Below are 13,187 nucleotides of genomic sequence, written 5' to 3'. Positions count from 1 at the left end.
GCTTTTTGTTTGCCCGCCGTTTATCAGCATACATTTTAGGACACCACCAATTAAAGGTATAATATGTTCAAATCTGTGAATCTGGCTTTTACAAACGGGAGAATATTGTGAAAAAGCTCATCAACCAGGTGGACACCATTTTGGACGAACAGTTGCAGGGCTTCGTCGAAGCGCATCCGGAATTGCGCCTGCACCGCGACCCGGTCTTCATCAGCCGCAGCGACGCGCCGCTTGCGGGCAAGGTTGCGCTGATTTCCGGCGGTGGCAGCGGCCACGAGCCGATGCACAGCGGCTTTGTCGGCGACGGGATGCTTGACGGCGCAGTGCCGGGCGAAATCTTCACCTCGCCGACGCCGGATCAGGTTGTCGCCTGCGCGCAGGCGGTCGATGGCGGCAAGGGCGTGCTGCTGCTCGTCAAAAACTACACCGGCGACGTCCTCAATTTTGAAACCGCCGCTGAGCTGCTGCACGACATGGGCACGGAAGTCGCCTTCGTCTTGACCGACGATGACGTCGCGGTGAAAGACAGCCTCTACACCGCTGGCCGCCGTGGCGTCGCCGGTACGGTGCTGCTGGAAAAACTGCTCGGTGCCGCCGCCCGTCGCGGCGATGACCTCGCCTCGCTCGCCGCCCTTGGCCGCCGTCTCAACGACCAATGCCACAGCATCGGCGTCGCCCTCGGCGCCTGTACCGTCCCCGCCGCAGGCAAGCCGTCCTTCACCCTCGCCGAAAACGAAATGGAATTTGGCGTTGGCATCCACGGCGAGCCGGGCATCGAACGCCGTACTTTCAAGGGGTTAGACGATACCGTCGCGCAAATGTTCGCCACCCTCATCGACAACGGCAGCTACCGCCGCACCCTGCGCCTGTGGAATGCCGCCAGCGCCAGTTGGGATGAAGTTACCCAGGAAAAACAGCCGCTTGCCAAAGGCGACCGCGTCATCGCGCTGGTCAATAATTTGGGCAGCGTGCCGCTTTCCGAATGCTATGGCGTCTATCACGCACTCGCCCGCTGCTGCGCCGACTTCGGCCTCAGCATCGCGCGCAGCCTGGTCGGCAACTTCTGCACCTCGCTCGATATGCAGGGGCTGTCCATCACCCTGCTCAAGGCAGACGATGCCACGCTCGAACTCTTTGACGCGCCGGTACGCACGCCGGGCTGGACGAATGGAGGGCGCGCATGAGCTTCAGCAACAGCCAATATATCCACTGGATAGACCGCTGCGCCGACGCGCTCACCGCCGCGCAGGACGCGCTGACCGCGCTTGATACCGTCATCGGCGACGGCGACCACGGCCTCAATATGCAGCGCGGCTTCGCCAAGGCAAAAGAAAAACTGGCGACGGAGGCAGGCAAGGATTTGGGTAGTCTCAGCAAAACCGTCGGCATGACGCTGCTCTCCACCGTCGGCGGCGCCAGCGGCCCGCTCTACGGCACCTTCTTCATCAAGGCGGCAACCGCCCTCAACGGCAAAAACGAAGCCGATTTACCGGCGCTGGCGCAAGCCATCGCCGATGGTGCGGCGGGCATTGCCGCACGCGGACACGCCGTCGCGGGCGACAAAACGATGGTGGACGTCTGGCTGCCGGTGTCCGAAGCACTCAAACAGGCGGCAGCGGGCGGCACGGATTTGCAAGCGGCGCTGCAAGCAGCGGCGCAAACCGCGCAGGCGCAGGCGGAGGCGACCATCCCGCTGGTGGCGAAAAAAGGGCGCGCCAGCTACCTCGGCGAACGCAGCGCCGGACACAAAGACCCCGGCGCGGCATCGAGCGCGCTGCTGCTGCAATGCCTGGCGGAGAGTGTCTGATGGGAAAGACTATTTTGTTAGGCGTCCTGATTGTTGCAGGCGGCATACTGGGTTGGCAGTATTACGATAACAGCCAAAAATTATCAATCAAAGAATCGCTGCGGTTTTACGCCAGAAGCTATACCCAATATGCGACTGACGAGAATAAACTGCTTGACCACATCGTTACCCGCAGGGGATATGGCGGTTTTCTCCCGGAAGACTTGCGCGGCTCGCTGGAACATAGTGTACAGACCATGTTGGGAAAAGACGGCTGCGTGCGTATCCCTGACGAAACATTGCAAAATCGCTGCAAGGATTTATTCACGCAATACCAAAAATCGTTAGGCGATTTGAAAATGCAGGGATTTATTAAACCCGTCGGTGATCCATTAAAAGATCTGATTCCCAAAGTGCATGATCTGATGACGGAAGTCATCGCCAAATACCCTGATGTGCTCAAAAGGGTCAAAATATAATCGTAAAAAAGCCCCTCATGCGAGGGGCTTTTGATGCGCTCATCCGCGCGTCAGCATCTGCGCCGCTTCCTTGGCGAAGTAGGTGATGATGATGTCCGCCCCGGCGCGTTTGAAGCCGAGCAGGGTTTCCATGATGATGGCTTCGCGGTCAAGCCAGCCTTTTTCAAAGGCGGCGCAAAGCATCGCGTATTCGCCGCTGACCTGATAGACGGCGAGCGGGAAGGCGAACTGCTCTTTGGCGCGGCGCAGCACGTCAAGGTAGGGCATTCCCGGTTTGACCATGACGAAATCCGCGCCTTCGCTGATGTCGAGCGCGATTTCGTGCAGCGCTTCGTTGCTGTTTGCCGGGTCCATCTGGTAGTTGCGTTTGTCCGCCTTGCCGAGGTTGGCGGCGGAGCCGACCGCGTCGCGGAACGGGCCGTAGTAGGCGCTGGCGTATTTGGCCGAATACGCCATGATGCGCACGTTTTCGTGGCCGTTCGCTTCCAGCGCCGCGCGAATGGCGCCGATGCGGCCGTCCATCATGTCCGACGGCGCGACCATGTCCACGCCTGCCGCCGCGTGGCACAGCGCCTGTTTGATGAGAGTGGCGACGGTGGTGTCGTTCAGAATGTAGCCGTTTTTGTCGGTGATGCCGTCCTGACCGTGAATGGTATAGGGGTCAAGCGCGACGTCGGTCATGATGCCGAGGGCGGGGAAGGCGGCCTTGACAGCGCGCACCGCGCGCGGGATGAGACCGTCCGGATCGTAGGCGGCGGCAGCGTCTTCGCTTTTGTATTCCTGGCTGATGACGGGAAACGGCGCAATCGCCGGGATGCCGAGCGCGGCCAGCTCCGCGCATTCCGCTAATAACTGGTCGATGGAAAGGCGGTACACGCCCGGCATCGACGGCACCGCTTCGCGCCTGCCTTCGCCCTCGCAGATGAAAACGGGCAGGATGAGGTCGGCGGTGGTGAGGGTGGTTTCGCGCATCAGGCGGCGGGAAAAATCGTCCTTGCGGTTGCGGCGTTTGCGGGTGAGCGGGTAGGTTTGCGGGGGCAGGTGCATGGCGGGTTCCGGTGGAAAAACGGCGGGCATCTTAGCACGCGGTATTCCCGTTCGGATACCCCGCTGCCGCGCCAGGGCGAGCCGCTATAATGCGCGCCTCTTTTACCCCCACAACAAATGGAGTTACCCATGTTGAAACACACCCTGACCGCCCTCGCGCTCGCCGCCGCCCTTGCCACCGCTGCCCAGGCGCAGCCGGTGAAATACCGCGAAGGCGCCGATTACAACGTACTGCCGGTCGCTATCGCCGACATCCAGCCGGGCGAAATCGTCGAATTTTTCTGGTACGGCTGCCCGCACTGCTACCACATGGAGCCGGAGCTGCAAAAATGGCTGGCAAACGGCATCAATCCGGCGCTGAAATTCACCCGCGTCCCGGCCGTCACCGGCCAATGGGCAGGAGGCGCGCAGCTTTACTACACCGTGCGCCAACTGGGCATGGACGAAAAAGCGATGGACGCCAAAATCTTTGACGCCGTGCACAAAGACCGCAGACTCGGCATCATCTTCGACAAAAAAGAAGCCGTGAAATTCCTCGCCGAAAACGGCGTGAGCGAAGCCGATGCAGAAAAAGCCTGGGATTCGCTGGCGGTGAAAGAAAAAGTCAATCGCGCCAAGAACCTGTTTGAAGCGTCCAAACTGGACGGCGTGCCGGGCTTCGTCGTTGACGGCAAATACGTTCCCAAATCCAGCGAAGACTACCCGCGCCTTTTTGACGAACTGAACACACTCGCCACCAAACCCGAAGCAGGCGACAAACCTGCCGAAGCGGCGAAACCCGCCGACAAAGCGGCAGAAGAAAGCAAACCCGCCGCCTGATGCAAAAACAGAGCGAAAACCGCGAAAGTGCCCGCCGCGCTTTCGCGGTTTCTGCATTGGGGGCGGATATAACCCTCGCCGCGCTCGGCGGCGATGCCAGTTACCGCCGCTACTTTCGCGCACAACACGGCGGGCGCACATACATCCTGATGGACGCGCCGCCGGAGCTGGGCGGCGTTGCACTATTTCAACAGCGCAGCGACCAGTTTCGCGCCTACGGCCTGCCCGTGCCGCAAATCCACGCCGCCGACCCCGCGCAAGGATTCCTGTTACTGGAAGACTACGGCGACCGCTGGCTCTGGCACGACCTGACCGACGCACCAGAAACGGCGATGACGCAGGCATTGGCGCTCCTCGGCGATTGGCAACAGGCGACCGCCAACCTGCGCGACACCATCCCGCCCTATACGCTTGACCGCCTGCACACCGAAGTGTCGCTCATGCGCGAATGGTTCCTGCCGTGGCTCGGCATCACCGCCGACAGCGCGCCGTTACAGGCGCTGGAAACACGGCTGGCGGCAGAAGTACACGACAACGCCGTCTGCGTCCACCGCGACTACCATTGCCGCAACCTGATGCGCCGCGCCGATGGCAGCATCGGCATCCTTGACTACCAGGACGCGCTGTGGGGGCATCCCGCCTACGACCTCGTCTCCATTACCCGCGACTGCTACCTGCGCTACCCGTCCGCCGACGTGCGCCGTTGGGAAGAACAATTCCGCGCCCGCCATTACCCGGCGATTGCCCCCGCCGACTGGGCGCGCGCCTGCGATGCCGTCGCGCTGCAACGCCACCTGAAAGTGCTGGGACTGTTCGTCCGCCTCGGCCAACGCGACGGCAAAACCGGCTATCTGGCCGACCTGCCGCGCGTCCTCGCCCACGCCTGCGATGAAGCATCCGCCCTGACGGACTACGCACCGCTGACGGCAGTGTTGACGCAAGCCGCACCGCTATTACGCAAGGCAGTAGGGGCGGTTAGCGAAGCGTAACCGCCCGCGCATTTGCCATTTACGGCGAATTCACAATTCATTGTTAAACCAGCAATAATTTCCAAAAAAGCTATGAAAGCCATGATTCTCGCCGCCGGACGCGGCAAACGCATGGGCGCGCTGACCGCCGACCGTCCCAAACCGCTGCTGCGGGTCGGCGATGACAGCCTCATCGGCTGGCAGCTGCGCCGTCTCGCCCGCGCCGGGTTCATTGATGTCGTTATCAACCTCGGCTATCGCGGCACGATGATTGCCGCTGCCCTCGGCGACGGCAGCGGCTACGGCCTGCGCATCCACTATTCACGCGAACCGGAGGAAGGGCTGGAAACCGCCGGAGGCATCATCCAGGCGTTGCCGCTTTTGGGCGACGCGCCGTTTCTCGTCGTCAATGCCGACATTTGGTGCGACGCCGACCTGCGCCGTTTCCGTGAAAACCGTCCGGCGGAGAGTCTCGCCCATTTGCTTTTGGTCGAAACCCCGGCGTGGAAGGCGCGCGGCGATTTTTCGCTCGCGGGCAATATGCTGATTGCCGGGGAAACGCTGACCTTCACCGGCATTTCCGTGCTGCATCCGCGCCTGTTTGCCGGTATTGCCCCCGGTTTCCGCCCGCTCGCCCCCATTTTGCGCGCCCATCTGCCGCGCGGCGAGCTGAGCGGCGAGGTACACGGCGGCGTCTGGCAGGACATCGGCACGCCGGAACGCCTCGCCGCCCTGCAATCCCAATACCAATAATCGCAAAAATCTCAAACGTCGCCCGATGTGCTACCATACCGCCCGTTTTTAAGCTCACACAATCTTCACGGAGTATTCATGCCCGCGCAAATGACGCTCTCCATCATCAAACCCGATGCCGTGCAAAACCACCATACCGGCGCGATTCTCGCCCGCCTCGAACAAAACGGCCTGGAAATCGTCGCCGCGAAAATGCTGCGGCTGTCCCGCGACGATGCCGCCCGCTTCTACGACGTTCACCGCGAACGTCCTTTTTTTGCCGAACTGGTGGATTTCATGACCTCCGGCGCGGTGATGGTGCAGGTCTTGCGCGGCGAGGATGCCGTCGCCCGCTACCGCACGCTGATGGGGGCAACCGACCCGAAAGAAGCCGCGCCCGGCACGCTGCGCGCCGATTTTGCCGAAGACAAGGGGCGCAACGCCGTCCACGGCTCGGACAGCGCGGAAAACGCTGCGCGCGAAATTGCCTTTTTCTTCGCTGAACGCGAGTTGTGCCGCTGATGGCAGAGAAAATCAACCTGTTTGACCTTGACCGCGAGGCGATGACCGCGTGGTTCATTGACAACGGCGAAAAACCCTTCCGCGCCAGACAGTTGCTCAAATGGATTTATCACGAGCGCGTCATTGATTTCGATGCGATGACCGACCTCAGCAAACCGCTGCGCGAAAAACTGAAAACCATCGCCGAGCTGCGCTTTCCCACCGTGGTCACCGACAAAACCGCGAGCGATGGCACGCGCAAATGGGTTTTCCGCTACGACTGCGGCAATAGCATCGAAGCCGTTTTCATCCCGGAAGACGATCGCGGCACCCTTTGCATTTCCTCGCAGGCGGGCTGCGCGATGGCCTGCCCCTTCTGCTCCACCGGCCACGCGGGCTTTAACCGCAACCTTACCACCGGCGAAATTATCGTCCAGGTCTGGCTCGCCAAGGAACTGCTCAACTGCGACCGCCACGGCAACAACCGCGTCGTCACCAACGTCGTACTGATGGGCATGGGCGAGCCGCTGGTGAATTTCAACAACGTCCTGCCCGCCACCCGGCTGATGATGGACGACTACGGTTTCGGCCTCTCCAAACGGCGGGTCACGCTCAGCACCTCCGGCATCGTCCCCGCCATCCACGCCCTGCGCGAAGTCACTGATTTAAGCCTTGCCGTCTCGCTGCACGCGCCGAACGACGAACTGCGCAACCAGATAGTGCCGGTCAATGCCCGCTACGGCCTCGCCGCGCTGCTTGATGCCTGCCACCAATATGTGCAGCACAACGGCCAGCACGGCGGCGTCACCTGGGAATACGTCATGCTGCGCGGCGTCAACGACACCCCCGAACACGCGCGACAACTGGTCGAACTGCTGCGCGGCATCCCCGGCAAAATCAACCTGATCCCGTTCAACGCCTTTCCCGGCAGTCGCTACGAATGCTCACGCCGCAGCGACATCCTCGCTTTCCAGCGCCACCTGACCGAAAACGGTTACGTGGCCACCATCCGCAAAACGCGCGGAGAAGACATAGACGCTGCCTGCGGGCAGCTCGTGGGGCAGGTCAATGACCGCCTGCGCCGATACAGACAAACCAGACAAGAGGTAGAAACCGCATGAAAACCAGAAACATACCCCTGCTTGCGGCACTTGCGGCGGCGATGCTGCTCAGCGGCTGCGAAACGCTCGGCTTCGGCAAAAAAAACAACGATGACGAAATCATCCCCACCGTGACCAAGAAAAAAGCCGACTACGGCCAGGCCTACAAGGACTACGTCGAGCTGGGGGCGCAATACCTGCAAATGGGGCGTTACGATCTGGCCGAACCGAAACTGCAACGCGCCATCGAAATTGACTCGCGCCCGCCGGAAGCCTGGAACATCCTCGCCGTCCTCTACGAAGAAAAACGCGACATTGCCTCCGGCAACCAAATCTACCAAAAACTCATCCACAGCCACCCCGAATACCTGCTCGGCTACACCAACTACGCCACCTTCCTCTGCAAATTTGACCGCGACAGCGAAATGCAGGCGCTGCTTGGGCAAATGCGCGGGCGCAACGCCGAATTCAAAACCGCCGCCAGCATCGCCGAAGGCAACTGCATGGAGCGCCGTGGCCAAAGCGGTGCGGCGGAGAACGCCTACAAACAGGCGATTGCCGCCAACCCGCAGGCCGAAGGCGCCCTCTTGCCGCTCGCGCAAATCGCCCTGCAAAAAGGCGACTACGCCGGCGCGCTGCGTTACCTGCGCGTGGTGCACACCTACGTCGGCTACAGCCCGGAAAGCGTCAAACTCGGCATCGAAGCGGCACGCAAGAGCGGCGACACCCGCATGGAAGAAGAGCTGGTTCGCGTCATGCGCGGCAACTACAAGAGCACACCTGAGGCAAAATCGCTGGGAATCTGACCATGAGCGAAAAAACCAACACCACCGGCGCACTGGACATCGGCGCCGTCCTCTCGGCGGCACGGATGAAGCGGGAACTCTCCATCGCAACAGCCGCGATGCAGTCCAACCTCAGCCAGGAAATCATCGAAAAACTCGAACAAAACCGCTTCGCCGAAATCGGCGCGCCGGTCTTCACCCGTGGCTACCTCGGCCTCTACGCCCGCTTCCTCGGCCTGAACGAAGCCGCCGTCAGCCAGGCCTTTAACAAAATCAAAAGCGAACCCGCGCCGGAACTGCGCCTGACCGCCGCCAACGTCGAAAGCCAGCCGCGTGCCTACCGCCGCAGCTATCTCGGCTCCTGGCTGTTGCTCATCCCGGTGGTCATCATTGGCGGCGTGCTGCTCTACCAGCTCTTTGACAACAACTCCTGGCTGATGAAACAAATCAACGGCGCCTTTAACACCCCGCCTGCCGGAGAAACCACCGCCCCGGCGGACACGGGCGGCAGCACCAACAACCCCGGCAACGAAATCGTGCTGGAAGTGGGCGGCACCCCGCTCTCGCCCGAAGGCACGCCACTCTCGCCGGAAAGCGCACAAAACATCCCCGGCCTGACCCCGCCGGTGTCCAACGACCCGGCCAGCGCCGACAACAACAACGAAGCGCCCGCCGAAACCCCGGCCAGCGACAGCCCGGCAGCCAGCAGCACACGCGGCATCCAGTTGTCCTTCTCCGCCGAAAGCTGGATCGAAATCTACGACAATGGCCGCAAAAAAGTGCTGTCGAAACTCGTCAAGGCCGGCGAAAAAATCGAACTGCCCGCCGACGGCGCCCCGTACAAATTCAACCTCGGCCGCCCCGATGGCGTGGTCATGCTCATCAACGGCCAGGAACAGCCGCTTGACAACTACCGCCAGAAAAACTCCAGCCGCCGCTTCACCGTAGATGTCCCCAATGGCTAAAACACAAATCCAGTCCCTGCGCGGGATGAACGACATCTTCCCGCCCGAATCCGGCCACCTGCAACAACTGCACGACCGCATCCACGCCGTCCTTGCCCGCTACGGCTACCGCCCGCTGCAACTGCCGCTGCTCGAACAAACCGGCCTGTTCAAACGCGCTGTCGGCGAAGAAACCGACGTCGTCAGCAAAGAAATGTACACCTTCAACGACCGCAACGACGAAAGCATCACCTTGCGCCCCGAAGCGACCGCAGGCGTGGTGCGGGCGATGATCCAGCACGGCAAACTGCAACAGCCGCAGCGCGTTTACGCCGAAGGGCCGATGTTCCGCTACGAACGCCCGCAAAAAGGACGCAGCCGCCAATTCTCGCAAGTGAGCGTTGAAGCCTTCGGCATGGCGGACGCCGCGCTCGACGCCGAACTCATCACCATCTGCGCCGACCTCTTCCGTCGCCTCGGCGTACTTGACCTGCTGACGCTGGAGCTGAACACCATCGGCCTCGCCGACGAACGCCACGCCTTCCAGCAGGCACTGGTCGCCTACCTGCAAAACCATGAAGACGCGCTGGACGACGACAGCCGCCGCCGCCTCACCACCAACCCGCTGCGCATCCTCGACAGCAAAAACGCGGGCGTACAAGCCTTGCTTGACGGCGCACCCGTACTGGACGACTACCTCGGCGACGAAAGCCGCGCCCACTTCGCCCGCCTCACCACCCTGCTGGACGCGCTTGGCATCGCCTGGCAGCGCAACCCGCGCCTCGTCCGCGGCCTCGACTACTACTGCCACACCGTCTTTGAATGGACGACCGACGCCCTCGGTGCACAAGGCACCGTCGCCGCCGGCGGCCGCTACGACGGCCTCGTCGAACAACTGGGCGGCAAGACCACCCCCGCCGCCGGATTCGCCTTCGGCATCGAGCGCATCCTCCTGCTCGCGCAAACCCGCGACACCTTCCGCGACACCCCGCCCACCGTCTATGCCATCGCCACCGACGACAAACACTTCACCACCCTGCTGCCGCTGGTACAAACCCTGCGCGACGCGGGCATCAGCGTCGTCGTCCAGACCCAAGTACAGGCGCTGAAAAACCAGCTGCGCAAAGCCGACCAGGAAGGCGCGCACTACGCCCTCATCATCGGCGACGACGAAGCGGCACAACAACACGCCAGCCTGAAAAACCTGCGCGACGGCAGCCAACAAAGCCTGCCCTTTGCCGAGCTGTCCGCCCACCTCCAACCCCGCACCCAGGAAACCGCATGATTCCCTCGACCGACCGCACCGACGAAGAAACCGTCGAACTCATCCGCGAATGGCTACAACAATACGGCCTCACCATCATCATCGGCCTCGTCATTGGCCTTGGCGCCATCGGCGGCTACCGCTACTGGCAGAACAGCCAGGAAACCCAAAGCGCCAACGAATCGACCCAACTGGACACCCTGCTGCAAGCGCTGGAAAAAAACGACCTCAAAGCCGCCGCCGCCCCTTACGACAGCCTGCTGAAAGCCGGAGGCGACATCAGCGCGCTGGCCTCGCTCAACATGGCCGCCGCCTACCAAAAAGCCGGACAAAAAGAAGAAGCGCTGACCGCACTCAAACTCGCCGCCGCCAGCCCGGACAAACTCGTCGCGCAAAGCGCCCTGTGGCAACAGGCGCAATACCAAATCGACAGCAACGAATACGACGCCGCACTACAAACCGTTGACGGCCTGAAAGACAGCGCCTATGCCGCCCAGGCCGCCGCCCTGCAAGGCATCATCCTCGAAAAACAAAACAAACTGCCCGAAGCCCTGCAAGCCCTGCAACGCAGCCAGGAGCTTGCCCCGTCCACCACGACCGCCGCCGAAATCAACGCGCTGCAAGCCCGCCTCGCCGTACAGGAACCCTGAAATGCAACGCCGCCGCCTCATCCAGCTTGGCACCGCCGCGCTGACCCTCGCCTCCTGCTCCTCCACCTCCGACTTCTTCCTCGGCAAAGACAACCGCCCCGCGCCCAAACCGCTGCCGCCCAGCAGCGGTCGCGTCGCCACCGTCATCCAGTGGAAACACAACCTCGGCGACGGCGGTGCGGACAAAGGCCTCGCCCTCAAACCCGCCTACGACGGCGGCCGCGTCTATGCCGTCTCCGCCGATGGTCGCCTCTACGCCTTTGAGGGCGAAAGCGGCGCACAACTGTGGCGGGAAAAACTCGGCAACGACATCAGCGGCGGCGTCGCCGTCAACCGCAACAACGTTTACCTCGGCACCTACAACGGCGACCTGCTCGCCCTCTCCAGCGAAGACGGCGAAACCCGCTGGCGCGCCCCCCTCTCCGGGCTGATGCTCGCCGCGCCCGTCACCGCCGACGACAGAGTTTACGCGCGCAGCACCGACGGCACTCTCACCGCCTTTGACGCCGACAACGGCAGCGAACTGTGGCGCTACCACATCAACGAACCCGTCCTCAGCGTGCGCGGCAACGCCGAACCCGTCGTTGGCGGCGGCGTCGTCATCATCACCACCGACAACGGCTACTTCGTCGTCCTCGACCAAAAAAATGGCTTGCCGGTCATCGAACAGCGCGTCGCCAACAGCAGCGGCAGCAACCCCGTCGCCCGCCTGGTGGACATGGACAGCACCCCCATCGTCGCCAACGGCATCCTCTACGGTGCCGCCTACCAGTCGATGATCTTCGCCGTGGACCTGCAACAGGGACAGCCGCTGTGGCAACAAGAACAAACCTCCACCCAAAAAGACATCGCCATCAACCGCGTCGGCCTCTACCTCGTCACCGACACCGACCACCTCGTCGCCCTCAACCCGCAGGACGGCAAAATCCGCTGGCAAAACGACCGCCTTGAAGGCCGCCGCCTCTCGCCGCCGTTTGCCCTCGCCGATGGCCGCCTCGGCGTACTCGACTACGAAGGCTGGCTGCACTGGCTTGACGGCGCGAGCGGCGAACTCATCGGCCAACAAAAAATCGCCTCGACCAGCGCCGACACCCCGGCGGTTGTCCTGCGCGACAGCATCCTCTGGCAACTGAGCGACGGCACTCTGATCAAATTCCGCCCGCAATAAACCGGTGGGGCAGGGCAGCAGGACATCCCATTTACGGCGAATTGTCAAACCAAGTGCAACACTTCATTAAAATACACTTCATAAGGTGTCCTCCACTGCAAACATTTGCGCGGGCGGTTGTTCAACGCCAGCACAGCTTTCTCGATGTACTCATCCGGATATTGCGCAATATCCTGATGTTTCGGAAAATATTCGCGCAACAGCCCGTTGGTGTTCTCGTTCGTCCCGCGCTGCCACGGCTGGTACGGCGGCGGGATGTATATTTTCACCCCCAGCGCCTCCGCTACCACCGCGTGCCGCGCGAATTCCTTGCCACGGTCTGGCGTGATGCTATGCACTATCTGCCCTGCCAACACCTTGAAAATCCCGGCATTCACGTTGTCTGCCGTCTTCTTCTCCAGCCGCACGCAGTGCAGATAACGGCTTTTGCGGTCAACCAGCGTCAGCAACACCGCGCCGCCAACCACGCCTGCCACGGTGTCGGCTTCCCAATCGCCAATGCGCGCCCGTGCTTGCGCCTCTGGCGGACGTTCCGACAGCTCATGCGCGACAGGGAAGTTGTCGCGCGTGGGGTCGCCCTTGCGCCGGCGCTGCTTGCCGCGATGACGCAGCCTTTGCTTGCCGCTTTTCACCCAGTCAGGGTCATTGAAACGCCCGGCATAAATGCCGCGGTAGATGGTCGCGTAGCTGATGGAATGCGGGCTGCCTTCATGGCGCAGGCGGTACTGGATCTGCTCCGGCGACCAGTGCTGTTTCAGAAACCTGTCCTTGACCAGGGCAAAAAGCTCCGGGTCATCGAGCTTGCGCTTGCGGTGGCAGACCAGACGCCGGTTGTCGTATTGCTCCTGCGCCTTGCTGGCGTTGTAGGTTCTGCCATCGCTGTTGCGTTTGAGTTCGCGCAGGATGGTGCTCCTGTGGCGCTTCAATATGGTGGCGATGGCGGC

General features: G+C 62.0%; 15 protein-coding genes. 13 read left to right on the top strand and 2 right to left on the bottom strand.

The features are described 5' to 3' along the window. The first annotated feature begins 107 nt into the window (after positions 1-107). Genes dhaK through Q0349_RS05845 form a run of 3 tightly spaced genes read left to right on the top strand, consistent with a single transcriptional unit; the run spans position 108 to position 2,265 of the window. The gene (gene dhaK, locus Q0349_RS05855; protein WP_298079945.1) at positions 108-1,184 is read left to right on the top strand and encodes a dihydroxyacetone kinase subunit DhaK; all 1,077 of its coding nucleotides are present in this window, start codon (positions 108-110) and stop codon (positions 1,182-1,184) included. Then, on the top strand, positions 1,181-1,807 hold the full coding sequence (gene dhaL, locus Q0349_RS05850; protein ID WP_298079944.1) for a dihydroxyacetone kinase subunit DhaL: 627 nt from the start codon (positions 1,181-1,183) through the stop codon (positions 1,805-1,807). The genes dhaK and dhaL overlap by 4 nt, the downstream gene beginning before the upstream one ends. Beyond that, entirely contained in the window at positions 1,807-2,265 is a 459-nt protein-coding gene (locus Q0349_RS05845) for a hypothetical protein (RefSeq protein WP_298079943.1), read from the top strand. Before dhaL ends, Q0349_RS05845 begins: the two co-directional genes overlap by 1 nt. Positions 2,266-2,304: 39 nt before the next feature. Here Q0349_RS05845 and hemB read toward each other — a convergent pair whose 3' ends face one another. Further along, complete coding sequence (hemB, locus tag Q0349_RS05840) at positions 2,305-3,312, bottom strand: porphobilinogen synthase (RefSeq protein WP_298079942.1); 1,008 nt, start codon at positions 3,310-3,312, stop codon at positions 2,305-2,307. Between the two features lie 129 nt (positions 3,313-3,441). Here hemB and Q0349_RS05835 point away from each other — a divergent pair, with 129 nt between their 5' ends. The 10 genes from Q0349_RS05835 to bamB all read left to right on the top strand — a co-directional run bounded on the left by Q0349_RS05835 (position 3,442) and on the right by bamB (position 12,243). Further along, a complete protein-coding gene (locus Q0349_RS05835; RefSeq protein WP_298079941.1) occupies positions 3,442-4,131 on the top strand; it encodes a thiol:disulfide interchange protein DsbA/DsbL in 690 nt (229 codons plus the stop codon). Further along, positions 4,131-5,120: a phosphotransferase gene (locus Q0349_RS05830; RefSeq protein ID WP_298079940.1), complete on the top strand. Its 990-nt coding sequence runs from the start codon at positions 4,131-4,133 to the stop codon at positions 5,118-5,120. Before Q0349_RS05835 ends, Q0349_RS05830 begins: the two co-directional genes overlap by 1 nt. A gap of 72 nt (positions 5,121-5,192) precedes the next feature. Continuing rightward, positions 5,193-5,852 carry an N-acetylmuramate alpha-1-phosphate uridylyltransferase MurU gene (gene murU, locus Q0349_RS05825; RefSeq protein WP_298079939.1) on the top strand — a complete coding sequence of 220 codons (660 nt, stop codon included), beginning with the start codon at positions 5,193-5,195 and terminating at the stop codon, positions 5,850-5,852. 78 nt (positions 5,853-5,930) lie between these two features. Next, positions 5,931-6,353 carry a nucleoside-diphosphate kinase gene (gene ndk / locus Q0349_RS05820; RefSeq protein WP_298079938.1) on the top strand — a complete coding sequence of 141 codons (423 nt, stop codon included), beginning with the start codon at positions 5,931-5,933 and terminating at the stop codon, positions 6,351-6,353. Beyond that, positions 6,353-7,453: a 23S rRNA (adenine(2503)-C(2))-methyltransferase RlmN gene (gene rlmN, locus Q0349_RS05815; RefSeq protein ID WP_298079937.1), complete on the top strand. Its 1,101-nt coding sequence runs from the start codon at positions 6,353-6,355 to the stop codon at positions 7,451-7,453. Before ndk ends, rlmN begins: the two co-directional genes overlap by 1 nt. Then, positions 7,450-8,238 carry a tetratricopeptide repeat protein gene (locus Q0349_RS05810; protein ID WP_298079936.1) on the top strand — a complete coding sequence of 263 codons (789 nt, stop codon included), beginning with the start codon at positions 7,450-7,452 and terminating at the stop codon, positions 8,236-8,238. Before rlmN ends, Q0349_RS05810 begins: the two co-directional genes overlap by 4 nt. A 2-nt stretch (positions 8,239-8,240) precedes the next feature. After that, entirely contained in the window at positions 8,241-9,182 is a 942-nt protein-coding gene (locus tag Q0349_RS05805) for a RodZ domain-containing protein (RefSeq protein ID WP_298079935.1), read from the top strand. Further along, complete coding sequence (gene hisS, locus Q0349_RS05800; RefSeq protein WP_298079934.1) at positions 9,175-10,446, top strand: histidine--tRNA ligase; 1,272 nt, start codon at positions 9,175-9,177, stop codon at positions 10,444-10,446. The genes Q0349_RS05805 and hisS overlap by 8 nt, the downstream gene beginning before the upstream one ends. Next, the gene (locus tag Q0349_RS05795) at positions 10,443-11,075 is read left to right on the top strand and encodes a tetratricopeptide repeat protein (RefSeq protein ID WP_298079933.1); all 633 of its coding nucleotides are present in this window, start codon (positions 10,443-10,445) and stop codon (positions 11,073-11,075) included. The genes hisS and Q0349_RS05795 overlap by 4 nt, the downstream gene beginning before the upstream one ends. A gap of 1 nt (position 11,076) precedes the next feature. Beyond that, on the top strand, positions 11,077-12,243 hold the full coding sequence (gene bamB, locus Q0349_RS05790) for an outer membrane protein assembly factor BamB (protein WP_298079932.1): 1,167 nt from the start codon (positions 11,077-11,079) through the stop codon (positions 12,241-12,243). A gap of 44 nt (positions 12,244-12,287) precedes the next feature. On the opposite strand, the gene Q0349_RS05785 is transcribed toward bamB, so the two are convergent. Further along, a partial coding sequence (locus tag Q0349_RS05785; protein ID WP_298079931.1) for an IS30 family transposase occupies positions 12,288-13,187 on the bottom strand: 900 nt, incomplete at its 5' end.

Source organism: uncultured Cardiobacterium sp. (assembly GCF_938028185.1).
GTDB lineage: Bacteria > Pseudomonadota > Gammaproteobacteria > Cardiobacteriales > Cardiobacteriaceae > Cardiobacterium.
Note: the sequence above shows the minus strand (reverse complement) of the source record. Positions and strands in the feature narration are given on the sequence as shown.

Bases quoted from the DNA above. Each gene is read 5' to 3' on its own strand.
- Q0349_RS05805 (WP_298079935.1), top strand. From the start codon at position 8,241: ATGAGCGAAAAAACCAACACCACCGGCGCACTGGACATCGGCGCCGTC.
- hemB (WP_298079942.1), bottom strand. From the start codon at position 3,312: ATGCACCTGCCCCCGCAAACCTACCCGCTCACCCGCAAACGCCGCAAC.
- ndk (WP_298079938.1), top strand. From the start codon at position 5,931: ATGCCCGCGCAAATGACGCTCTCCATCATCAAACCCGATGCCGTGCAA.
- rlmN (WP_298079937.1), top strand. From the start codon at position 6,353: ATGGCAGAGAAAATCAACCTGTTTGACCTTGACCGCGAGGCGATGACC.
- Q0349_RS05795 (WP_298079933.1), top strand. From the start codon at position 10,443: ATGATTCCCTCGACCGACCGCACCGACGAAGAAACCGTCGAACTCATC.
- hisS (WP_298079934.1), top strand. From the start codon at position 9,175: ATGGCTAAAACACAAATCCAGTCCCTGCGCGGGATGAACGACATCTTC.
- Q0349_RS05845 (WP_298079943.1), top strand. From the start codon at position 1,807: ATGGGAAAGACTATTTTGTTAGGCGTCCTGATTGTTGCAGGCGGCATA.
- murU (WP_298079939.1), top strand. From the start codon at position 5,193: ATGAAAGCCATGATTCTCGCCGCCGGACGCGGCAAACGCATGGGCGCG.
- bamB (WP_298079932.1), top strand. From the start codon at position 11,077: ATGCAACGCCGCCGCCTCATCCAGCTTGGCACCGCCGCGCTGACCCTC.
- dhaL (WP_298079944.1), top strand. From the start codon at position 1,181: ATGAGCTTCAGCAACAGCCAATATATCCACTGGATAGACCGCTGCGCC.
- Q0349_RS05810 (WP_298079936.1), top strand. From the start codon at position 7,450: ATGAAAACCAGAAACATACCCCTGCTTGCGGCACTTGCGGCGGCGATG.
- Q0349_RS05830 (WP_298079940.1), top strand. From the start codon at position 4,131: ATGCAAAAACAGAGCGAAAACCGCGAAAGTGCCCGCCGCGCTTTCGCG.
- Q0349_RS05835 (WP_298079941.1), top strand. From the start codon at position 3,442: ATGTTGAAACACACCCTGACCGCCCTCGCGCTCGCCGCCGCCCTTGCC.